The 22,724-nt window shown below is 38.5% G+C and carries 26 protein-coding genes; 14 read left to right on the top strand and 12 right to left on the bottom strand.

The genetic code is table 11. The features are described from left to right. The first annotated feature begins 364 nt into the window (after positions 1-364). Both KP713_RS07640 and murQ read left to right on the top strand, forming a co-directional pair. A complete protein-coding gene (locus KP713_RS07640) occupies positions 365-1,504 on the top strand; it encodes an anhydro-N-acetylmuramic acid kinase (RefSeq protein ID WP_215770318.1) in 1,140 nt (379 codons plus the stop codon). A 9-nt stretch (positions 1,505-1,513) separates the two neighbouring features. After that, positions 1,514-2,425 (top strand): N-acetylmuramic acid 6-phosphate etherase, encoded by a 912-nt coding sequence (murQ, locus tag KP713_RS07635; protein WP_215770317.1) that lies wholly within the window; start codon positions 1,514-1,516, stop codon positions 2,423-2,425. Positions 2,426-2,455: 30 nt separating this feature from the next. On the opposite strand, the gene KP713_RS07630 is transcribed toward murQ, so the two are convergent. Together KP713_RS07630 and envC are read right to left on the bottom strand one after the other, a co-directional pair. Further along, entirely contained in the window at positions 2,456-3,298 is an 843-nt protein-coding gene (locus KP713_RS07630) for a divergent polysaccharide deacetylase family protein (RefSeq protein WP_215770316.1), read from the bottom strand. Then, positions 3,298-4,530 carry a murein hydrolase activator EnvC gene (envC, locus tag KP713_RS07625; RefSeq protein WP_215770315.1) on the bottom strand — a complete coding sequence of 411 codons (1,233 nt, stop codon included), beginning with the start codon at positions 4,528-4,530 and terminating at the stop codon, positions 3,298-3,300. The genes KP713_RS07630 and envC overlap by 1 nt, the downstream gene beginning before the upstream one ends. Before the next feature lie 175 nt (positions 4,531-4,705). Between envC and KP713_RS07620 the strand changes: the two genes are divergently transcribed. Both KP713_RS07620 and KP713_RS07615 read left to right on the top strand, forming a co-directional pair. Beyond that, positions 4,706-5,389: a 2,3-diphosphoglycerate-dependent phosphoglycerate mutase gene (locus tag KP713_RS07620; RefSeq protein WP_005625827.1), complete on the top strand. Its 684-nt coding sequence runs from the start codon at positions 4,706-4,708 to the stop codon at positions 5,387-5,389. 78 nt (positions 5,390-5,467) lie between these two features. Further along, positions 5,468-6,064 carry a hypothetical protein gene (locus KP713_RS07615; protein WP_215770314.1) on the top strand — a complete coding sequence of 199 codons (597 nt, stop codon included), beginning with the start codon at positions 5,468-5,470 and terminating at the stop codon, positions 6,062-6,064. A gap of 41 nt (positions 6,065-6,105) precedes the next feature. Here the strand turns inward: KP713_RS07615 and KP713_RS07610 are convergent, their stop codons facing one another. From KP713_RS07610 to lptM, 3 genes are all read right to left on the bottom strand, one after another. Continuing rightward, the gene (locus KP713_RS07610; protein WP_048953116.1) at positions 6,106-6,735 is read right to left on the bottom strand and encodes a response regulator; all 630 of its coding nucleotides are present in this window, start codon (positions 6,733-6,735) and stop codon (positions 6,106-6,108) included. A gap of 164 nt (positions 6,736-6,899) precedes the next feature. After that, the gene (gene lysA, locus KP713_RS07605) at positions 6,900-8,147 is read right to left on the bottom strand and encodes a diaminopimelate decarboxylase (RefSeq protein WP_215770313.1); all 1,248 of its coding nucleotides are present in this window, start codon (positions 8,145-8,147) and stop codon (positions 6,900-6,902) included. Positions 8,148-8,192: 45 nt separating this feature from the next. Beyond that, a complete protein-coding gene (lptM, locus tag KP713_RS07600; protein ID WP_080950702.1) occupies positions 8,193-8,309 on the bottom strand; it encodes an LPS translocon maturation chaperone LptM in 117 nt (38 codons plus the stop codon). A gap of 97 nt (positions 8,310-8,406) precedes the next feature. On the opposite strand from lptM, the gene cyaY reads away from it, so the two are divergent. The 3 genes from cyaY (at position 8,407) to proS (ending at position 12,373) form a co-directional block, all read left to right on the top strand. Further along, a complete protein-coding gene (gene cyaY, locus KP713_RS07595; protein WP_140450067.1) occupies positions 8,407-8,712 on the top strand; it encodes an iron donor protein CyaY in 306 nt (101 codons plus the stop codon). A gap of 1 nt (position 8,713) precedes the next feature. Continuing rightward, positions 8,714-10,573 (top strand): DNA helicase RecQ, encoded by a 1,860-nt coding sequence (gene recQ / locus KP713_RS07590; RefSeq protein WP_215770312.1) that lies wholly within the window; start codon positions 8,714-8,716, stop codon positions 10,571-10,573. Positions 10,574-10,657: 84 nt separating this feature from the next. Continuing rightward, on the top strand, positions 10,658-12,373 hold the full coding sequence (gene proS / locus KP713_RS07585) for a proline--tRNA ligase (RefSeq protein WP_215770311.1): 1,716 nt from the start codon (positions 10,658-10,660) through the stop codon (positions 12,371-12,373). 47 nt (positions 12,374-12,420) lie between these two features. On the opposite strand, the gene asnC is transcribed toward proS, so the two are convergent. Then, on the bottom strand, positions 12,421-12,873 hold the full coding sequence (gene asnC / locus KP713_RS07580; RefSeq protein ID WP_065265182.1) for a transcriptional regulator AsnC: 453 nt from the start codon (positions 12,871-12,873) through the stop codon (positions 12,421-12,423). A gap of 153 nt (positions 12,874-13,026) precedes the next feature. Here asnC and asnA point away from each other — a divergent pair, with 153 nt between their 5' ends. Then, positions 13,027-14,019 (top strand): aspartate--ammonia ligase, encoded by a 993-nt coding sequence (asnA, locus tag KP713_RS07575; RefSeq protein WP_215770310.1) that lies wholly within the window; start codon positions 13,027-13,029, stop codon positions 14,017-14,019. A 117-nt stretch (positions 14,020-14,136) separates the two neighbouring features. Here the strand turns inward: asnA and slyD are convergent, their stop codons facing one another. From slyD to rraB, 3 genes are read right to left on the bottom strand one after another with little or no spacing between them, the layout of a single operon-like run. Next, entirely contained in the window at positions 14,137-14,757 is a 621-nt protein-coding gene (slyD, locus tag KP713_RS07570; RefSeq protein WP_215768178.1) for a peptidylprolyl isomerase, read from the bottom strand. 54 nt (positions 14,758-14,811) lie between these two features. Then, positions 14,812-15,534, bottom strand: a complete 723-nt coding sequence (locus KP713_RS07565; RefSeq protein WP_215770309.1) for an SIMPL domain-containing protein — start codon at positions 15,532-15,534, stop codon at positions 14,812-14,814. 53 nt (positions 15,535-15,587) lie between these two features. Beyond that, positions 15,588-16,010, bottom strand: coding sequence for a ribonuclease E inhibitor RraB (rraB, locus tag KP713_RS07560; RefSeq protein WP_005638439.1), 423 nt, complete (start codon positions 16,008-16,010; stop codon positions 15,588-15,590). Between the two features lie 108 nt (positions 16,011-16,118). Between rraB and truD the strand changes: the two genes are divergently transcribed. From truD to tusA, 6 genes are all read left to right on the top strand, one after another. Then, entirely contained in the window at positions 16,119-17,138 is a 1,020-nt protein-coding gene (gene truD / locus KP713_RS07555; RefSeq protein WP_215770308.1) for a tRNA pseudouridine(13) synthase TruD, read from the top strand. Between the two features lie 9 nt (positions 17,139-17,147). Next, positions 17,148-17,888, top strand: coding sequence for a 5'/3'-nucleotidase SurE (surE, locus tag KP713_RS07550; RefSeq protein WP_005644202.1), 741 nt, complete (start codon positions 17,148-17,150; stop codon positions 17,886-17,888). 29 nt (positions 17,889-17,917) lie between these two features. Continuing rightward, complete coding sequence (locus KP713_RS07545) at positions 17,918-18,496, top strand: YqaA family protein (protein WP_009500691.1); 579 nt, start codon at positions 17,918-17,920, stop codon at positions 18,494-18,496. A 9-nt stretch (positions 18,497-18,505) separates the two neighbouring features. Further along, the gene (locus tag KP713_RS07540; protein ID WP_215770307.1) at positions 18,506-18,691 is read left to right on the top strand and encodes a hypothetical protein; all 186 of its coding nucleotides are present in this window, start codon (positions 18,506-18,508) and stop codon (positions 18,689-18,691) included. Positions 18,692-18,714: 23 nt separating this feature from the next. Further along, positions 18,715-20,028, top strand: a complete 1,314-nt coding sequence (nlpD, locus tag KP713_RS07535) for a murein hydrolase activator NlpD (protein WP_215770306.1) — start codon at positions 18,715-18,717, stop codon at positions 20,026-20,028. A gap of 67 nt (positions 20,029-20,095) precedes the next feature. Further along, positions 20,096-20,335, top strand: coding sequence for a sulfurtransferase TusA (gene tusA / locus KP713_RS07530; protein WP_106013821.1), 240 nt, complete (start codon positions 20,096-20,098; stop codon positions 20,333-20,335). A 44-nt stretch (positions 20,336-20,379) separates the two neighbouring features. Here tusA and htpX read toward each other — a convergent pair whose 3' ends face one another. From htpX to KP713_RS07515, 3 genes are all read right to left on the bottom strand, one after another. After that, on the bottom strand, positions 20,380-21,234 hold the full coding sequence (gene htpX, locus KP713_RS07525) for a protease HtpX (protein ID WP_215770349.1): 855 nt from the start codon (positions 21,232-21,234) through the stop codon (positions 20,380-20,382). 147 nt (positions 21,235-21,381) lie between these two features. Next, the gene (locus tag KP713_RS07520) at positions 21,382-21,771 is read right to left on the bottom strand and encodes a RidA family protein (RefSeq protein ID WP_140585824.1); all 390 of its coding nucleotides are present in this window, start codon (positions 21,769-21,771) and stop codon (positions 21,382-21,384) included. A 50-nt stretch (positions 21,772-21,821) separates the two neighbouring features. Beyond that, positions 21,822-22,565, bottom strand: a complete 744-nt coding sequence (locus KP713_RS07515; protein ID WP_215770305.1) for an MlaA family lipoprotein — start codon at positions 22,563-22,565, stop codon at positions 21,822-21,824. Positions 22,566-22,724 lie beyond the last annotated feature (159 nt).

Below are 22,724 nucleotides of genomic sequence, written 5' to 3'. Positions count from 1 at the left end.
GTGAAAAATCAGATCTTTTGGTAAGCAAAAAAAGTTATGTGTCTAGATGTGTCGTCAGTGTGGCGTGGAGTGCGATTTTTTTTATGGTATATTAAAAGTGTTGCAATTTTGATTGATTGGATAACTGATTGAATTATTTGTTATTTATTTTCTTAATGGCTACTAACTATTCACAGTTTGCATAACTCCAAAACCGGGTGTTGGGAGTTCGAGCCTCTCCGCCCCTGCCATTAAAATATTCTTTTCAATTGATCATAAAATATATTTATACTCATACCTTTTTTATATTATTTAATAATTCTTTTTATTTTTCTTTTTGAATTAGATATATAATTATCAAATTTTAAATATAAAAATAATTAGTATGAAACCTCAATATTATCTTGGCATGATGTCTGGAACTAGTCTAGATGGAGTGGATGTTGCTCTCGTTGATTTTTCTCTAGAGCCTCGACTTATCTTATCTGATTTTTTTCCTATGCCAGAAAATTTATGTCAGAAATTAACCAAACTCATTCAAATTGGTGAAACAACTCTACAAAATTTAGGCGAACTCGATCATGAGCTTGCTTTACTGTATTGTGATTGTGTACATAGCTTTCTACAAAAATATAATCTTATTCCAAGTCAAATTGAAGCTATTGGTTGTCATGGACAGACAGTATGGCATTCTCCTGCTTCTGCATTTCCTTTCACGATGCAACTAGGCGATATGAATTTATTGGCAGCTAAGACGAGAATATCGGTTATTGGTGATTTTCGTCGTAAAGATATGGCTTTAGGCGGACAAGGGGCTCCTCTTGTACCCGCTTTCCATAAAGCTGTATTCTCAAATGCTAATTTTGCTACAGTTGTTTTAAATATTGGTGGGATTAGTAATGTTTCGATATTGTTGCCTAATCAACCTGTAATTGGGTTTGATATAGGTCCAGGTAATACATTATTAGATCAATGGATAGAAAAACACCAAGGCCTTCGCTATGACAAAAATGGTGACTGGGCTTCAAAAGGCAACATGAATCAAGTTCTGCTTGATGAATTATTAAATGAACCTTTTTTCTCTTTACTTGCTCCAAAAAGTACAGGGAGAGAATTATTTAATCTTGATTGGTTAATTGGCAAAGTAGAAAAAACATCTGAAAAACTTACCGCGCTTTGCTCCAAAATCACATTATCCCCAGAAGACGTGCAAGCGACGCTTGTTGAATTGACGGTAACAAGCATTGTCAATGCACTAAATCAACTCCAAACAGATTTACCAAAACGTTTATTAGTATGTGGCGGCGGCGCAAAGAATAGCTTAATTATGCGTGGATTGCATGATAATTTACTCGATTGGCAGGTTGGTACAACGACAGAGCAAGGTTTTGATATTGATTATGTAGAAGCCGCTGCTTTTGCTTGGTTGGCTTATTGTCGAATAAACAATTTACCCGCAAATCTGCCTAGCGTAACTGGCGCAAAAAGTGCAGTTAGTTTGGGGGCTATTTTTCCTAAAGACTAAGGTCAAAATATGAATGATATTATATTAAAAAGTTTATCTACGTTAATTACGGAACAGAGAAATCCGAATTCAGTTGATATTGATCGTCAAAGTGCTTTAGATATTGTTCGATTAATGAATAAGGAAGATAAACAAGTTCCTTTAGCTATTGAAGCATGTTTGCCTGAGATTTCGTTAGCAGTAGATAAAATAGTTCATGCTTTTAAACAGGGCGGGCGTCTAGTATATATTGGAGCTGGGACGAGCGGTCGTCTTGGCGTATTGGATGCATCAGAATGCCCTCCTACATTTGGTGTATCTTCAGAAATGGTCAAAGGTATTATTGCGGGGGGCGAACATGCTATTCGTCATCCCGTAGAAGGGGCGGAAGACAATACGAAAGCTGTACTTGAGGATCTACAAAGCATAAATTTCTCAAAAAATGATGTATTAGTCGGGATCGCTGCAAGTGGCCGCACACCCTATGTTATTGAAGGTCTTCAATACGCTAAATCTCTCGGTGCTTTGACAATTTCTATTGCGAGTAATCCAAAATCTGCGATGGCTGAGATAGCTGATATTGCAATTGAGACTATTGTTGGGCCTGAAATATTGACGGGTTCTAGCCGCTTAAAATCTGGTACCGCACAAAAAATGGTTTTGAATATGCTGACTACGGCAAGTATGATTTTACTTGGTAAATGTTACGAAAATTTGATGGTTGATGTACAAGCCAGTAATGAAAAGCTTAAAGCACGCGCTGTGCGTATTGTGATGCAAGTAACGGATTGTGATAAAGTGCTCGCTGAGCACACATTAATTGAAGCAGATCAAAATGCCAAACTTGCAATTATGATGATTTTGAGTAATTTATCGAAATTAGAGGCGAAGGCATTATTAGAAAGACATCAAGGTAAATTAAGAAATGCATTTTCCAAATAAGACAAAAAACCTGATTGTAAAATCAGGTTTTTATTTTGGAATTCCACGTAGTAATCCTACGGGTTCAAAAGGTTCCATTGAGGTTGGCGCAGGCATTTCTGTAAATAATAAAATAAATGGTTTAGGCGGGATTACTTTTTCATTGCGCCATAAGTTACCCATTCCGACAAGTTGGATATCTCCAGGTAAATTGTTAATTCCTGCTTGTAACACCGCAATGGTATTTGGACGAGGATGTCCTATCGCAATCGCGGTACCATGTTTCCTTGCATATTGAATTGCTGCTTGAAATTGATGTTGAACCTCAGCTAGTTCGTTACTGTCATCTAAAAATATGTGGCGATCTAATGAACGAACACCTTGTTCTTTTGCTATTTTTCCTGCTACAGATTTTCCTATTGTTCGACTATCTAAAAAGAATAAATGTTTTTCTTGAAGTGCGGTCATTAAATAAGTCATTAATTGGGGATCCGCTGTAGCTGCACTACCCATGTGATTATTCATGCCAATTGCATAATTCACGATATTTTTGGCTGTATTTACCCGATCATTGACCTGCGCTGAAGACATTCCTAAATGTAGTCCTCCATCTTCTATTTTCACCGCACTCATAGGTTGCATCGGCATATGAATTAAAATGTCTCGGCCTCGAGATTTTGCTTCTTGATTACGTGCTCGAGCATGAGGTGCAGCAGGAATAATTGCTACGGAAATTTCACGCGGCATTGCAAAAATAGCCGCATCTTCTTTGAGATGATAGCCTACATCATCAATAACAATAGCAAGTTTATTTTGCGCAAGGGAGATAGAAGTATAAAGTGCGGTAGAAAAAATGATGAAATTTTTCACCGTACTTTTTATGAGAAGTTTCATTAACGGATCCATCCAGCTGGATTCACTGGTGTGCCTTTTCGGCTAATTCCAAAATAGAGTGCGGAACGAGAGATTTCACCAGTATTACCCACTTGAGCAATAATTTGTCCAGCAGAAACTAGTTGACCAACTTTTACCAATACGGCTTGATTGAAACCATACAAACTTAAGTCGGTTTCTCCATGTTTAACGATGACCATATAACCGTAGCCATTCAAATACCCAGCTAAAATTACACGTCCAGCAGCAATGGCTTTGACTGCAGTTCCGGCTGCTGCCCCAATAACCATACCTTTCCAACGAACTTCACCTGCCTGAATCGTTCCAAAATTATGTAAAGTTGGCCCTGAAACTGGTGCTGAATATTGTTTTTTGGCAATCCCTAAACCACTTGTGCTGTTAAGCAATTGACGTTCTTGTGCTGTCGGTTGATAAGGTTTTGAAGTCCTTTTTTCTTCAGCTTTTTGTCGTTGTGAAAGCGCTTCACGCTCTCTTTTTTCTTGTTCTAAAGCCGCTTTTTCGGCACGTTGAATTTCTTGACGGAGCGCTTGTTCATTAGCCTTTAGGTTATCCAATTTATTTTGATCTCTCGCCAAATTTTTATTAAGTTCATTTAGTGTAGATTGACGTTCTTGTTGTGATTTTTGTAATTCTTGTTGCTGTTTTTTTTGCGTTAAAAGTTGATCTCGATGATTTTTTTGCTGACCTAAAATTGATTCTTTTTGAGATACAATTTGAGCTTGTGTTGCTTTTAAACTATCAATTATTTCGATTCGAACTTGGTTTAAATGTTGATAGTACACTTTCATGCGTTCTGCTTTTTCCGCATTTTTAGAAAACATTCTTTCAATGACGGAAGGATTTAAACCTGAGCGATAAATCATATCCATTTGTTTCGCTAAGCGTGTTTTTTGTTCAGATTCTTGTTTTTCCAATTGTTTGAGTTGTTTATCTGAATCAGAAATTTGCTTACGAATTTCTTTCAAGCTCATTTCTGTTTCATGTAACTCCCCCACGACAGCATTAATTTTACTTTCATGGTTTTTCAAATTAGCTTGCAACTTAGCTTGCTCGCGTTTTTGTTCAGCAATTTTAGATTCTTGTTGCTTAATTTGCTTTTGAATCTGGTTAAGATCGGAGGCATGGCTTATTGGGGAAAAAATCAACAAACCGCAGCCAAAAAGTGCGGTGAAAAATGGCGATATTTTTTTGTTTAATCCCGAATACAGCATAATTTTTCCTAAATTCTTAAAATCGCATAAATCTTATCATATTTGTTAAAAGGCAAAAAAGTTTAGCTCCTATTTTTTGCAAAAGATCAGGAAAACACGCCTTTTTGCTTTTAAACATACTCAATTTTTGCTATAAAGTGCGAGTTATCTTTTACTTAAATTTTAGGAGATTCTTATGGAATTAGTATTTATCCGTCACGGTTTTAGTGAATGGAATGCGAAAAACTTGTTCACTGGCTGGCGTGATGTAAATTTAACAGAACGCGGCGTAGAAGAAGCAAAAGCAGCGGGCAAAAAATTATTAGATGCTGGCTATGAGTTTGATATCGCATTTACATCTGTGCTAACTCGAGCAATCAAAACTTGTAACATCGTGTTAGAAGAATCCCATCAATTATGGATTCCTCAAGTGAAAAACTGGCGTTTAAATGAACGTCATTATGGTGCTTTACAAGGTTTAGATAAAAAAGCGACTGCGGAACAATACGGTGACGAACAAGTTCATATTTGGCGTCGTTCTTATGACATTTCTCCACCAGATTTAGATCCACAAGATCCAAATTCTGCACACAATGACCGTCGTTACGCAAATATTCCATCTGACGTAGTGCCAAATGCAGAAAACTTAAAAATTACTTTAGAGCGTGCACTTCCATTCTGGGAAGACCAAATTGCACCAGCAATGCTTTCTGGTAAACGTGTTTTAGTGGTTGCTCACGGTAACTCACTCCGTGCGTTGGCAAAACATATTATCGGTATTTCTGATGCTGAAATTATGGATTTTGAAATCCCAACAGGTCAACCTTTAGTGTTAAAACTTGATGATAAATTAAATTACGTAGAACACTACTACCTTTAATTTATCGCTTTATTTTTTTTAATTTAACATTCAAAGTGCGGTTAGTTTTAACCGCACTTTATGTTTAAGGAGACATGAATGAGAAAATTGATAACGTTCATTTTGGCATTGTTGCCATTTTTTACAACATCAGTTACTGCAGCACCAGTACATAAAAATCAAATAAATAAAAAAATTGTAGTAACCAAATCTTTAGATAAAAAACAACAAACTAAAAAAACGAAAGAAACTAAATTATTTCTAACCAAGAAAATGAGCACTAAAAATAAAAAACAAGCTGTGAAATTGACAGACAAAAAGCCCAAAGTTTTGGTAAAGGAAATTAGCTCGAAACCTAAGGTATCTATTGAGAAAAAACCGACAACAGTTGTTTCAACAAAACATGAAAAAACAGCAAAGGAGAAACCAGTTTATAAGCCAGTGATTGTGCCACAATGTAATGATTTTTCTGTGTCAAAAGTGCTATCTGATGCATTTAAGCAGCAAGGAGATTCAACCAAAACTAGCATGATGGTGAAACAAATTCTTCAAGCAAGAGAAACGCAATTTTATCCACAAAAAGGTATTAGAAGTTGCCATGCTTTAGTGGTGACGGATGGAAAAAGTTATCAAACAGATTACAGTGTTATTTTGAATGATAAAGGATTTTTTATCCAAGTAGAAAATGCTCAGTAGAAAAATGCGCTTGGCTTTTTAACCTTGCGCATTTTTGTAAACTATTTATTATTTTGTTCAAAAAAGAGTACAGTTGCAGCTACACGAGAGTGCACATTGAGTTTACGTAATAAATTACGAATATGTACTTTCACGGTTTCTTCTGAAATAAAAAGTTGGGCTGCAATTTGTTTGTTTGATAATCCTGTCGCAATTTGACGAAGTACATCCATTTCACGATCTGTTAAGCTATCTAATGGATTTTGCTCATGTCTTCGTTCAAGTAATAAATCTTTAATAGAATCACTTAAGATCACTTCACCTTGCGCTATTTGCTTAATTTGTTCTAGTAAGGTTTCGGGTTCTGTATCCTTTAGCAAATAGCCATCAGCGCCGGCGTCAATTAACGTATAAATATCATTTTTAGCATCAGAGACAGTTAAAATTAGGATCCGCGCATCAACGCCTTCTGCGCGTAATCCTTTGAGCGTATCTAACCCTGAAAGTCCTTTCATGTTGAGATCTAAAATGATCACATCAGGTGATGTTTGTAATGCCACAGAAATCCCTTCTGTACCGCTGCCTACGTCAGCCACCACTTCAAAGTTATCGTCTAATTCTATAAGTTGTTTAATGCCACGACGCATTAATGGATGATCGTCAATTAATAAAACGCTTAGTTTTTCTTGCATAAATTCCCCCTTAGTGACGATAAACGTGCCATTTTATAAATAATTTCTATTAGTTCCAATGACGAACCGATAGAAATTTGATTTTACGCATAAAGTTACTGTTTTTTAGGTATATTATAAGTGAATAAATTATATGGTTAGATTAAAATTTAATCAAAAGGTGATTAAATGGTTGACTCTAATGCCCAAAGTTCCTGTAAGGTTTCTCGACGACGAATTAAATAAGATTTATCGCCATCTACTAAAACTTCTGCAGAACGAGGTCTTGAGTTATAGTTTGATGACATGCTTGCTCCATAGGCGCCAGCTGAGCATTGAGCAATATAATCACCTTCAGAAATAGAAAGTTCCCGTTGTTTACCCAAGAAATCAGACGTTTCGCAAACTGGCCCCACAACATCATAAATGGCTTTTTCTCTTACTAAAGTGCGGTCAATTTCTACGATATTCATATAAGCCTCATACAACGCAGGGCGGATCATATCGTTCATTCCAGTGTCGGTAATCGCGAAATTACGACTTTCATTATTTTTTAGGTATTGCACTTTGGCCACTAAAATTCCCGCATTTGCAGAAATTGCTCTGCCAGGTTCAAGAATAATTTCAAGTTCAGGATAATTTTGTAGTTTTTCTAACAATGCATTCGCGTAATCACTTGGATGCGGTGGTGTTTCATCCGTATAAGTCACGCCTAAACCACCGCCCAGATCGAGATGTTTTAATTTTATTCTATCTTCTTTTAATTGTTCCATTAGGACAATTAAGCGATCCGTTGCATCTAAAAATGGTTGTAATTCAGTGAGCTGTGATCCTATGTGGCAATCCATCCCTGTTATTTTTATATTTGGCAACGTTGAGGCTAATTTATATACCTCTCGAGCTTCATTTACGCTTACACCAAATTTATTTTCTTTTAACCCTGTTGATATATAAGGGTGTGTATGCGCATCAACATCTGGATTCACTCGTAAAGATATTGGCGCAATCCTCCCCATCTCGCCTGCGATCTGGTTAATGTGTTTGAGTTCAGAAACTGATTCTACATTAAAGCAACGAATTCCAACTTCTAGTGCCCGTATAATTTCTTCTCGGGATTTAGCAACGCCCGAAAAGACTACTTTTGATGCATCGCCACCCGCTGCAAGTACACGCTCAAGTTCGCCTTGCGAAACAATATCAAAACCTGAACCTAGTTTTGCCATGATATTTAATACGCCGATATTCGAGCAAGATTTTACGGCAAAGCAAATTAAGTGAGGATGCTTACCGAAGGCTGAGTCAAAAGCATGCCAATGGCGTTCAAGTGTTGCGCGAGAATATACATAAAGAGGTGTACCGAATTGTTCAGCAAGCTGTTGAACCGAAATATCTTCAGCATAAAGCTTATTATTTTTATATTGGAAGAAATTCATGTTGTGTTCCTGTTTTTTATTTTAGGATTGTAACTGGATAATCGCTTATTTGGTTTGTTGTGCTTGTTCTTTTTCTGGGAAATATAAAGGACCTTTTACGCCGCATCCTGTTGCCATAATGCAAATTGCACTAAGCACTAAAATTGATAGTAGTTTTTTCATTTTTCTCTCTCTTACTTATTGGTAAATCCGCCTTTCACAAGCTTAAGAAAGGCTTTATAATTTGCCGCATTCTATCAGATTTAAACAGGAACATTTTATGAATATTGCAGAATTTCACCAAAATATTGAACAAGTTTGGCAAAAAATTGAAGAAAAATTAGAAGAGCAAGGTGCGGATATAGATTGTGAAACGCAAGGTTCAGTATTTACCATCACCTTTGATAATCGCACACAAATAGTGATTAACAAGCAAGAACCATTACTTGAGCTTTGGATTGCGAGTAAATTAGGTGGTTTTCATTTTGCTTTTAAAAATGGCGACTGGGTTTCTAATGACGGAAAACGTTTTTGGGATTGTTTAGTAGAAGCTTGTGCTGCACATGGCGAGAACGTGCAGTTCTAAGATGCTTGATTCTCCTTTATCACCAAAAATAATAGAAAAACCGACCGCACTTTCTGTTTTGAAATCGGTTTTCGGTTATCAATCTTTCCGTAAAGGACAGGAAGAAGTCATCAATGCCGCATTAAACGGACAAGATGCTTTGGTGGTAATGGCAACAGGGAATGGCAAATCGCTTTGTTACCAAATTCCCGCACTTTGTTTTGAGGGTTTAACTTTAGTGATTTCTCCGCTGATTTCCTTGATGAAAGATCAAGTGGATCAGCTTCAAGCTAATGGAATTGAGGCGGATTTTCTTAATTCTAGTCAGACTTTAGAACAGCAGCAACAAGTACAAAATAAGCTTATTTCTGGGCAACTTAAACTGCTTTATGTGTCGCCAGAAAAAGTGATGACGAACACTTTCTTTCAACTTATTTCTTATAGCAAAGTCAGCTTTATTGCGATTGATGAAGCACATTGCATTTCTCAATGGGGGCATGATTTTCGCCCTGAATATACCCAGCTTGGCGGTTTAAAAGCTAGTTTCCCTCATGCGCCGATTATGGCGCTCACCGCGACAGCAGATTATGCCACTCGCCAAGATATTTTGACTCACCTCAATCTAGAAAATCCACATATATATATTGGTAGTTTTGATCGACCAAACATTCGTTATACCTTGGAAGAAAAATATAAACCAATGGAGCAACTGACGCGTTTTGTGTTAGCTCAAAAGGGCAAGAGTGGGATTATTTATTGCAACAGCCGAAACAAGGTTGAGCGAATTGCGGAAAGTTTACGTAATAAAGGCGTCTCTGCTGCTGCTTACCACGCGGGAATGGAAACGGCACTGCGTGAGCGCGTGCAACAGGATTTTCAGCGTGATAATGTTCAAGTAGTCGTCGCAACCATTGCTTTTGGAATGGGGATTAATAAATCCAATGTGCGCTTTGTTGCCCATTTTGATTTACCTCGCAGCATTGAATCTTATTATCAGGAAACAGGGCGAGCAGGACGTGATGATTTACCTGCAGAGGCCGTTTTGTTTTATGAGCCAGCGGATTACGCTTGGTTACAAAAAATTCTTTTAGAAAAACCAGAAACGTCACAGCGTCAGATTGAGCAACATAAATTAGAAGCTATTGGTGAATTTGCAGAAAGCCAGACCTGTCGCCGTTTAGTGCTTCTCAATTATTTTGGTGAACATCGACAAACACCATGCAATAACTGTGATATATGCCTTGATCCTCCTAAAAAATATGATGGTTTAGTCGATGCACAAAAAGTAATGTCTACTATTTATCGAGTGGGACAATGTTTCGGTGCACATTATGTCATTGCGGTGTTGCGTGGAATGCACAATCAGAAAATTATTGAACGCCAGCACGATAAACTTTCAGTGTATGGCATCGGAAAAGATAAAAGCAAAGAGCATTGGCAGTCTGTCATTCGCCAGCTTATTCATTTGGGTTTTGTGCAACAGGTCATTGGTGAATTAAATCCAACGTTGCAACTTACTGAAAGTGCAAAAGCGATTCTGAAAGGTGAAGAACCATTAGAACTGGCAATGCCTCGTATTTCTTCAATCAGTAAAATTGTCCATAATCCACAACGTCAAGGTGTTGCAAATTACGATAAGGATTTATTTGCACGCTTGCGTTTCTTACGCAAACAAATTGCCGATAAAGGAAATATTCCACCGTACATTGTCTTTAATGATGCGACTTTGCAAGAAATGGCACAATATATGCCAACAAGCAATATTGAAATGCTGCAAATTAATGGCGTAGGCTCTATCAAATTAGAACGGTTTGGCCAGCCGTTTATGGCATTGATTCAGGAACATAAAGCAATTTTGGCGAAAGCGCAAAATAATCAGTAAGTATCGAAAGTGCGGTTAAAAATCACCGCACTTTTTGTTATACTTGCGCCAATTTTTTCAGTTCTTAGAATCTAAGGTTAAACAATGCGTACAAGTCAATATTTATTCTCCACCCTTAAAGAAACGCCAAATGATGCTCAGGTCGTGAGCCACCAATTAATGTTGCGTGCTGGTATGATTCGCCCGATGGCGTCCGGTTTATATAACTGGTTGCCGACAGGCATTCGCGTATTGAAAAAAGTAGAAAAGATTATTCGCGAAGAGATGAACAAAGGTGGTGCAATTGAGGTATTAATGCCAGTGGTGCAACCTGCGGAATTATGGGAAGAGTCTGGTCGTTGGGAGCAATATGGTCCTGAGCTCCTTCGTTTCGAAGACCGCGGAAACCGTAACTTTGTACTTGGTCCAACTCACGAAGAAGTGATTACTGATTTAGTGCGCCGAGAAGTTTCTTCATACAAACAACTTCCACTTAACTTATATCAAATTCAAACTAAATTCCGTGATGAAGTGCGCCCTCGTTTTGGTGTAATGCGTTCGCGTGAATTTATTATGAAAGATGCGTACTCATTTCACACTACACAAGAAAGTTTACAAGAAACCTATGATGTAATGTATCAAGTGTACAGTAACATTTTCAACCGTTTAGGGCTAGATTTCCGTGCGGTGCAAGCGGATACGGGGTCTATTGGTGGTTCAGCTTCCCATGAGTTCCAAGTGTTAGCTTCAAGCGGTGAAGATGACGTGGTATTCTCAACAGAATCGGATTTTGCCGCGAATATTGAGCTTGCTGAAGCGGTAGCTATTGGTGAGCTTCAAGAGCCAACCGCAGAAATGACACTGGTTGATACACCAAATGCGAAAACTATTAATGAACTTGTAGAACAATTTAAGCAACCAATCACTAAAACGGTGAAAACGTTGATTGTAAAAGGTGCCGATGAAAACCAACCGCTTGTTGCGTTGATTATTCGTGGTGACCATGAATTAAATGAAATCAAAGCACAAAAACATCCATTAGTGGCAGATCCTCTTGAGTTTGCCGATGAAGCAGACATTAAAGCGAAAATTGGTGCGGGCGTGGGTTCATTAGGTCCCGTGAATTTAAATATTCCTGCAATTATTGACCGTTCAGTGGCGTTAATGTCTGATTTTAGTTGTGGCGCGAATATCGATGGAAAACATTATTTCAATGTAAATTGGGAACGCGATGTAGCAATGCCTGAAGTATTTGATTTACGTAATGTAGTGGAAGGTGATCCAAGTCCAGATGGTAAAGGCACTCTTCAAATCAAACGTGGTATTGAAGTGGGCCATATTTTCCAACTGGGCAAAAAATACTCCGAAGCAATGAAAGCGACCGTTCAAGGTGAAGATGGTAAACCTCTTGTGATGACAATGGGTTGCTACGGTATCGGCGTAACTCGCGTGGTGGCTTCAGCGATTGAACAGCATCATGATGATCGCGGTATTATTTGGCCTTCAGATGAAATTGCACCATTTACTGTAGCGATTGTGCCAATGAACATGCACAAATCTGAAGCCGTGCAAAAATACGCTGAAGAACTTTACCGCACTTTACAATCACAAGGCGTAGATGTGATTTTTGATGATCGTAAAGAACGCCCAGGCGTGATGTTCGCCGATATGGAATTGATTGGCGTGCCACATATGGTGGTAATCGGTGAGAAAAACCTAGACAACGGTGAAATTGAATATAAGAACCGTCGTACCGGTGAAAAGAAAATGATTGCTAAAGATGAGCTATTGGCATTTTTAGAAGAGAATGTGAAGGCATAATTTTCTTATCAAGCAAAAGTGTGGTGAACGTTCACCGCACTTTTATTTTATGGCTTAATATCTCTTAAAATTGGATTTTGCATTGAAATCAAGGTTTCAGTGGACTGAATTTCATCTATTAACTGAATCTTGGTCGCCAAAACAGAATGTAATTCTGCAATTGTGTGTGTCATCACCTTTAAGAAAATCGAGTAATTGCCCGTTGTATAATAGGCTTCCACTACTTCATCGAAACTTTCTAGCTTTTTGATCACTTTCTCATAATCTTTTGCGCTTTTTAGAATAATGCCGATAAAACAGCATACGTCATAACCTAATTTACGCTCATCAATAATCACCTTCGTGCCTTCAATAATACCCGATTGGCGCATTTTTTCTACACGTACATGTATTGTTCCTGGGCTTACACCAAAGTTTTTAGCCATTTCGGCATAGGGAGTTCTCGCATCTTTGGTTAGTACACGTAAGATTTGCTGATCTAAATTATCAATGTTGTGCATAAAATCATCTCCTTTAGATTTTATTTAATTTTTATACCTTAGATTAGATAATATTTAACTTATAAAAGAAAGTAAATAAAATACTTGAAATAATGCTCGATTTTATTAAATAATACGTAAAGAATAAAACAACAGATTAAAAAGGTTATAAAAATGAAAAAGACATTTATTTTACAACAACAAGAAATCAGCTTTGTGAAGAATACCTTCACCCAAAACCTTATTGAACAACTTGGCATTATTGAAGTACAAGGTCCGATCTTGAGCCAAGTGGGTAACGGAATGCAAGATAACTTATCTGGCTTTGAAAAAGCCGTTCAGGTTAACGTGAAATGTATTCCAAATGCAGTATTTGAAGTGGTGCATTCCCTAGCAAAATGGAAACGCCATACCCTTGCTCGCTTCAATTTTAAAGAAGGCGAAGGCTTGTTTGTTCATATGAAAGCATTACGTCCAGATGAAGACTCTCTTGATCCAACTCACTCTGTTTATGTGGATCAATGGGACTGGGAAAAAGTGATTCCTGAAGGTCGTCGCAATTTTGAATATTTAAAAGAAACGGTAAATTCTATTTATCGTGCTATTCGCTTAACGGAATTAGCCGTAGAAGCACGCTTTGATATCCCTTCAATTCTTCCAAAACACATTACCTTTGTGCATAGCGAAGATTTAGTAAAACGCTATCCAGATTTAAGCAGTAAAGAGCGTGAAAACGCAATTTGTAAAGAATACGGTGCAGTATTCTTGATCGGGATTGGCGGCAAACTTTCAGATGGCAAACCTCATGATGGTCGAGCACCAGACTATGATGACTGGACAACTGAATCTGAAAACGGCTACAAAGGATTAAACGGTGATATTTTGGTATGGAATGATCAATTAGGCAAAGCATTTGAACTTTCCTCAATGGGTATCCGCGTAGATGAAAGTGCATTACGTTTACAAGTTGGTATAACGGGTGATGAAGACCGTTTAAAAATGGATTGGCACCAAGATTTATTAAACGGAAAATTACCATTAACTATCGGCGGTGGTATCGGTCAATCTCGCTTAGCGATGCTTTTACTTCGTAAAAAACATATCGGTGAAGTGCAATCAAGCGTATGGCCAAAAGAAATGTTAGAAGAGTTTGCCCATATTTTATAAGATAGGTATTAATACAAAGATACAAAAAACACGATGATTTCTCATCGTGTTTTTTATTTCAGAAAGCAATAGCAGACTTCATTACTAAAGTGCGGTAATGTTTTCGGCTGTTTTTAATTAATGACCGCCGCAGCCACAGCTGCCGTGACCGTGTCCATGCCCGTGACCACCGCCGCAGCATCCGCTGTGCTCGTGATCATGATCGTGATGGTGGTGATGACCACCACAGCCACAACCGTGACCCTCTTCGTCATCATCGTGGTGGTGGCTATGCGCACCGTGAACGTGGCCGTGTGCGATTTCTTCTAACGTTGCTTCACGAGTTGCGACAACTTCAACGGTGAAGTGTAATTCTTGACCCGCTAACATGTGATTTCCATCAACCACAACTTCATCGCCATCGATTTCAGTAATCACCACTGGAACTGGACCAATGTCAGTATCTGCTAAGAAACGCATGCCGACTTCAAGCTCATCAACACCTTGGAATACATCTTTTGGTACACGTTGAACCATATTTTCGCTGTATGCGCCGTAACCTTCTTCAGGTTGTACACGTACTTCAAATTTGTCGCCTACTTTTTTACCTTCAAGCGCTTTTTCAAGACCGATCACTAAATTATTGTGGCCCTGTAAATATTCTAGTGGTTGATTCGCTGGAGCTTCATCTACCAATACGCCATCTTGTGTGCGAACTTGGTAAGCAATGCTCACCACTACATTTTTTGCTACTTTCATTATGTTTTCCTTATAAAAAATCGGTTAAAAAAAGTTGTACCATTGTAGCGAAAATTATTCCGCGCGCAATGCAATTCGCGCACTAATGCGTGCTTTTATTTTCTCTTTACCATTTTCCAGATAACCATCGCCAGAAGAATCCACCGCACTCATATCGGCAGATTTCGCCATCGCCATCATATAAGGCCTTGGGCTCATGGTTTGTTCATTCACGGAAGACACATCTAAATCTAAAATTTTATAGCCTTTCATATTCAACGAATTTTGAATTAATGTGGCTTTGTTTTTAAATTTATCCAATGCGGCTTGAGTTAATTCATTTTCTAAACTCATTAATTTTTCTGATGAAATAAGTGCATTCGTACTTTCCACCGCCATAACGCCATCAAGCTCACTGATCACTTTAGAGATGGCTTGGAAATCTTTGCTCTCTAATACAAGTTCTACACGGTCAATCCAGCCAGATTGTTTGCCTTGATTGTTATAACGCACACTGGTATGACGAAAATGATCTTTAATTTCTACCGCACTTTCGTTTTTCGCGATAGAAAGTGCTTTGCTTAATTTCTCATTGATCGTTTTATTTAAGGTTGAAAGAGAAGTGCCTTCCGCTTGATAAAAAAGCGTAACCTGTAACAAATCTCGTGAAACTTCTTTTTCAACTTCAGCATTAAAAGAAACAATATTATTTTGCACCGCACTTTGCGGATTATCCGCCAATGCAGGCACAGCAAAAGGCAACGCCAATAATGCTAAGGAAAGCGATTTTAATTTCATATTGAAACTCCTAAAAAATAACCGCACTTATTAAGTGCGGTTAAAAAGAATAATTAATGCACACGAGGCTCTTCGACATCCTCGTCATCAAAAAATTCCCCATCATCGCCGTATTCATCGTCATCGGCATTCGGATCTTCAAAATAGGTGCCCCAACCATCATAAATGCCTTTATGTTTTTCTAATAACGGAAGGATTTCTTTTTGTTGCGCATCAATAATTTCCGCTTTTAATTCTACTTCACTGATAATGTCAAAACAGAAAATTGGTTTGCCATCATCATCTTCAAATTCTTCCGCTTCGGAAACTTCATAACCAGCTTTAAACGCATCTACTGCGATTTTTTCTAACAAATCAAAATCGTGATGAGCAATGTGATGCTCAATAATATAAAGCGCATCCGGGTCACTACCATCGTTAAGTAAATCAGCGATAATTTCACGGGTTTCTGCTTGTAATTCAGCCAATTTTGACATAATAAAATCCTTCAACAAGAACAAAAGTGCGGTTATTTTAGTGGATAAATCACCAAAAGTCGCATAAAATTTCGCGCAATTATTTTCTATAAAAAAGAACCCTTAATCATGCTCGAACAACTCCCTTATTTGGCATTAAAAACACCGCCAAAAACCACCGCACTTTTAAAGGCTGAATGCACGGATTTTATTGTAAAAGAGCATTTAGGCTATGAAATGTCAGGCGAAGGTGAGTTTGTTGCGTTATATGTACGCAAAACAGATTGCAACACCTTATTTGTTGGCGAAAAATTAGCTAAATTTGCCGGTGTTTCTGAACGCAATATGGGATATGCGGGGTTGAAAGATCGTCGAGCGGTGACAGAACAATGGTTTTGTTTACAAATGCCAGGAATGGAAACGCCCGATTTCAGTCAATTTGAATTAGATGGCGTAGAGATTTTAACGGTTACTCGACATAACCGAAAAATTCGAACGGGTAGCCTTGAGGGAAATTATTTCGATATTTTATTGCGTGGCGCAGAAGAATCTGATGAGTTTAAAGTGCGGTTAGATTTTGTGGCAAATTTTGGTTTCCCCAATTATTTTACGGAACAACGTTTTGGTCGAGATGGTCATAACCTCACGCAAGCATTGCGTTGGGCGCAAGGAGAAATTAAGGTAAAAGATCGCAAAAAACGCAGTTTTTATCTTTCCGCCGCGCGCAGTGAAATTTTTAATTTAGTTGTGGCGGAACGTATTGCAAAGGGCGCAACAAATGAAGTTTTGCCAAACGATATTGTGCAATTAGCCGGTTCGCACAGTTGGTTCAAAGCGGACGAAAAAGAAGACTTAAATGCCTTGCAAGTGCGGTTAGAAAATCAAGATATTTTACTCACCGCCCCTTTAATTGGCGAAGATGTGTTGGCCGCAAGCGATATTGAAAATGAAATTGTAAGTAAACATTCAGTTTTCGATCCTTTAATGAAACAAGAGAGAATGAAGGCAGCGCGTCGTCCATTATTAATGAAAGCAAAAGCGTTTTCTTGGGCATTCGAGCCAGAAGGCTTGCGTTTGAAATTTTATTTGCCATCGGGCAGTTATGCCACGGCATTAGTTCGTGAGTTAGTAAATTACACAGAAGCATAAGGAAGTACAATGCGAATTTTAGTCAGTAATGATGACGGTTTTCACGCGGAAGGCATTCAAGTTTTAGCAACAGAATTAAGAAAAATTGCAGAAGTCATTGTTGTTGCACCTGATCGTAATCGAAGTGCAGCATCAAGCTCGCTTACATTAGTGGAGCCACTTCGCCCACGCCATTTAGACAATGGCGATTATTGTGTGAATGGTACGCCAGCAGATTGTGTACATTTAGCGTTAAACGGATTTTTATCTGGCCAAGTGGATTTAGTGGTATCGGGCATTAATGCAGGTTGCAATATGGGCGATGATACGATTTATTCTGGCACATTAGCCGCAGCTCTTGAAGGGCGTCATTTAGGCTTGCCTGCTATTGCGGTTTCATTAGATGGTCGTCAACATTATGAAACTGCAGCACGAGTGGTGTGTGATCTCATTCCAAAATTACATCATCAATTATTAAATCCTCGTGAAATTATTAATATCAATGTGCCAGATTTACCTTTTGAAGAATTAAAGGGTTACAAGGTGTGTCGTTTGGGTTACCGTGCTTCGTCTGCAGAAGTCATTAAACAAAGGGATCCTCGTGATGAAACGATTTATTGGATTGGCCCTTCAGCATTACCTGAGGATGAAAGCGAGGGAACGGATTTCCATGCGGTGAAAAATGGTTATGTGTCTATCACGCCAATTCAAGCAGATCTTACTGCGCATCATTCACTTTCGGCTTTACAAGATTGGTTAGAGCAGGAATAATGGCGCGTTTTACCAAATAGAGAAGAAATATGAAAATTTTCGGTACGATGTACGATAAAACCATGCAATGGTCAACGCATCGCTTTGCGACTTTTTGGCTATCTTTTGTTAGTTTTATCGAGGCGATATTTTTTCCTATTCCGCCTGATGTGATGTTGATCCCAATGTCTATGTCAAAGCCAAAAAGTGCGGTGAAATTTGCATTTTATACGGCAATTGCTTCTGTCATTGGTGGGGTTATTGGTTATGCAATTGGTTATTATGCAACGGATTGGGTAGAAAACATTGTACAACAATGGGGATATGGTGCGCATTGGGCAAAAGCCATAAATTGGTTTGAGCAATGGGGCGTATTAGTTGTGTTTGTAGCGGGTTTTAGCCCAATTCCTTACAAGGTATTTACTCTCTGCTCTGGGGTAATGCAAATGGCATTTTTCCCTTTTGCCATTACCGCATTTGTTTCACGTTTAGCGCGTTTCTTGCTGGTGGCAAAATTAGCCGCTTGGGGCGGTGAAAAATTCGCAGCAAAATTGCGAAAATCTATTGAAATTATAGGTTGGTCAGTCGTTGTGCTGGCTGTCATTGCTTACTTTATATTGAAAAACTAGGATAGAAAAATGAATAAATTAGGTCTTATTTTAATGGCTGGATTCGTATTAGTTGGATGTGCATCAGAACCAGTTAAAGATCCAGATGCGTTGTCAAACGGCATCATGCAACCAGTAGAAGGCACAGGCGCTGTTGCTGGCGGTAGCTTTATGCCAGAAATTCAAAAAAATACAATGCCAGCGCAAACGAAATAATAAAGGAACAATAAGGAATTGTTATGAAAAAATCATTTCTCTTACTCCCTTTGAGTCTTGTTGTATTATCGGCTTGTACCTCTAATTCTCCCGCTCCAATCAGCAATGCTGATGGCAATCTTTCCCCTGGCATCATGCAACCAGTCAATGGCGAAAGTGCGGGCGGTTCTTGGCAACCAGAAATTCAAAAAAACACGGTACCAGCGATGGGCGGTGTACCAACAAGCGTGCAAACTCCACAGCCAAATTTCCAACCAACCTATCAACAGCCTGCCATGCCAGCAGCGCCTACTCAACCGGCATTCAAACCTGCACAGCCAGCATTTCAGCCAGCTCAAAAACCAGTAGCGCCAACACCAGCTCCTGCGCCAGCTGTGCAAACAAAAACTATCACTAAAACAGTTTCTGATTGCGTAGGTTCACAACATATTAATGTTCCACGCAATCCAAATACCAATGCACCAGATTATAGCCAAATTGAAAAAGGCTCTTACAAAGGCAATACCTATAAAGTGAACAAAGGCGATACCATGTTCTTAATAGCCTACCTGGCAGGGATTGATGTAAAAGAATTAGCTGCATTGAACAACATGACTGAGCCTTATAGTTTGAGTCTAGGACAAACTTTAAAAATCTCTAATTGTGGTACAAAAACCGTGACAACAACGGTTCCTGTAAAACAACCTGCGGCAGCAACGACAACAACTACTGCGGCTGTATCGACAACACCAGCAGAACCGGCAGTCACCTATACGCCAGGCGCAAACGGTACGCAAATAGGATCAGATGGCACAATCATTGGCCCAATTAAATCTGGTGCAGGTGTAGCGAATAGAGCACCAGCAATGGTACCGGTTGCGACAACACCAGTTGCCCCTGCGACAACACCATCAGCACCAACTACGCCAGTAGATAACACCAATAGCACACCGATTAATGCCAATGTTGTTGCGCCAATCGCATCAAATGTTGCATGGCAATGGCCGACTTCAGGTAATATTATCCAAGGTTTCTCAGATACTGATGGTGGAAATAAAGGAATTGATATTAGTGGTTCTCGTGGACAGTCTGTTAAAGCGGCTGCATCAGGTCGCGTCGTGTATGCTGGCAATGCTTTACGTGGTTACGGTAATTTAATCATCATCAAACATAACGATGATTTCTTAAGTGCTTATGCGCATAACGACAAAATTCTTGTAACCGATCAACAAGAAGTTAAAGCTGGTCAAGAAATCGCAAAAATGGGTAGCTCCGGTACAAATACTGTGAAGCTTCATTTTGAGATTCGTTATAAAGGTAAATCAGTTGATCCTATTCGCTATTTACCAAGACGTTAAGCTAAGTTATAGAGTGCGGTAAAAATACTGTGGTTTTTACCGCACATTTTTAATGATAAAAAAGAAAATGTCTGAAATTATTATTACTCAAACCCTTGATACCATGGGGCTTCGTTGCCCAGAACCTGTCATGCTTGTACGTAAAAATATTCGTCATTTAAATGAGGGAGAGGTATTACTTATTATTGCTGATGATCCAGCCACAACGCGTGATATTCCTAGTTTTTGTCAATTTATGGATCATACGTTGTTGCAAAGTGAAGTCGGAACACCACCATTCAAATATTGGGTGAAGAAAGGAAAATAAAAAATCGGTCATCACGAAAGGGTGACCGATTTTTTATCTATTTTTTAAAGATTACGTAATGCTTCAATGCGTTTTTCAAGCGGTGGATGGCTCATAAAGAGTTCACTACGTTTGCCATTAATCATGAAAGCATTGAGTGAACCTTCAAGGTTTTGTGGTTCATGTAATTGTTGTAAACGCTGTAATGCCATAATCATTTTTTCTTTGCCGACAATGCTTGCAGAACCCGCATCTGCTCGAAATTCACGATAACGTGAGAACCACATTGCAATAATGCTAGCAAGTACGCCAAATACCATCTCTAACACCATTGACACTAAAAAATATAAGCTAGAACTACGCGTTTCCTCACCGTTATTATTACGTGAGCTTGCGACTGCTGTTGCAATAATACGTGATAAGAAAATTACAAAAGTATTTAACACACCTTGTAATAAAGCCATAGTTACCATATCACCATTTGCTATGTGAGAAATCTCATGAGCAAGTACGGCTTCCGCTTCTGCTTCTGTCATGTTATTCAATAAGCCAGTACTCACTGCGACTAATGAATTACTTTTTGTTGCACCGGTTGCAAAAGCATTGACATCTGGTGAATGGTAAATTGCTACTTCTGGCATTGGAATCTCCGCAAGTTGTGCTTGTCGAGCAACGGTATCCATTAACCAATGTTCTGTTTGGTTACGAGGTTGAGTAATAACTTCTCCATCAACTGAACGCAATGCCATTGTTTTTGACAGAAATAAAGAAATTAAAGATCCGGCAAAACCAAATAGTAAGGCCATAATTAAAACACCACTGGTACTGTTTCCAGCTATGCCTGTGACACTTAAAATAATTCCCAGCACCAACATAACGGCCATATTGGTAGCAAGGAAAAGAAGAATACGCATCATAATATGTTCTCTCTAAGTTAGGATTAATCTTCCTCTTTTAGTGGGGAAGGGTTATTAAAATTCAAGGTAGAATAGAAAAATTTATATAAAAATGCGGTCAGAAACACGCAAGTTTATGACCGCATTTTTGATAATTGGTTGCAGAAGTTATTATTTTCGTATTGCAATGGCTTCGATTTCTAACCCTACATCTTTTGGTAATCGCGCTACTTCTACGCAAGAGCGTGCGGGAAAGTGAGGATGATGATTTTCTTTGAAAAAACGTTCATATTCAGCATTTACTGCTGTGAAGTCATTGAGATCTTTTACAAAAACTGTTGTTTTGACAATATCTGCCACAGTTAAACCTGCTTGTTCAATGATTGCTTTTATATTTTCTAAGGATTGGCGTGCTTGTGCTACGATGTCTGTTGGTATATCGCCTGTTGTTGGATTGACAGGAATTTGACCCGATGTAAGTACTAAATTGCCTAAATCAATGGCTTGAACATAAGGGCCAATTGCTGCAGGGGCATGCTCGGTATGAATAATTGTTGTCATGGTTTTTTCCTTAATTAATAAAAGTGAGGAGAAAATTACCGCACTTTTGTTTATTGATCAATTTCTTTTAGCACATCATCAGGAAGTGCCTCTTGATGATCTTCAGCTTTTCCATCACTGACTTTGAATTGAAGATTTTGGTAATAAGCCTCGCGAAATGTTACGTATGGATCTTGGGCTTGACGTAATAGCTCTGCGTTATCCAGATTTTTAGCACGGGTATCTACAGCTTGAACACCATATTTAACGAGGGACCATGGCCCGCCTATCCATTCCCAGAAAGGATACATATAAGTGGCATCTACTACGGCACCAGTTAATTGGCGCGGTGTAGTGGCATTATAGATAGGTAAAACAATATATGTGCCAGCATCAACGCCATAGCTTCCAAGTGTTTCACCAAATCCGCGTTGGTGATCAATACGTAATTCTTTACTTGCACTCGCAAAATCAACAAAACCACCTAAACCAAATATAGTGTTGATCCAAAAACGGTTAAAATGTACAAAGGCTTTTTTCGGTTCACCTTCAATTAATCGGTTTACAAAGCTTACAGGCTCATCAAGATTGTTCGCCATACTTGTAAGGCCTGAAGAAACGCGCTTAGGGACGTAATTATTCCAGCCCTTAGCTACAGGTTCAAGAACATAACGATCCATCACATTATAGTTAAACTTCCACATTGTTCTATTGAACCCTTCAAGGGAGTCATTACGTTCTCCATCAGGTTTATTTGCACATCCTGTTAGTAAGAATGTACCTAAAAGTGCGGCTAAAATTGCTTGTTTTTTCATTCATAATCTCCAGTATAAAATTTGGCTTATTCTACCTAATTTGCCTAGTAACAACAAAATAAATCTGCCGTAAGTAGTTATTTCTTACTGATTGAAATTGATTTTGTAATAAGTTTTGCATATTGAACATAATGTTGCAAAATAAGCAAAAATTAAGAT

Source organism: Haemophilus sp. SZY H36, assembly GCF_018829625.1.
Lineage (GTDB): Bacteria > Pseudomonadota > Gammaproteobacteria > Enterobacterales > Pasteurellaceae > Haemophilus > Haemophilus haemolyticus_K.
Note: the sequence above shows the minus strand (reverse complement) of the source record. Positions and strands in the feature narration are given on the sequence as shown.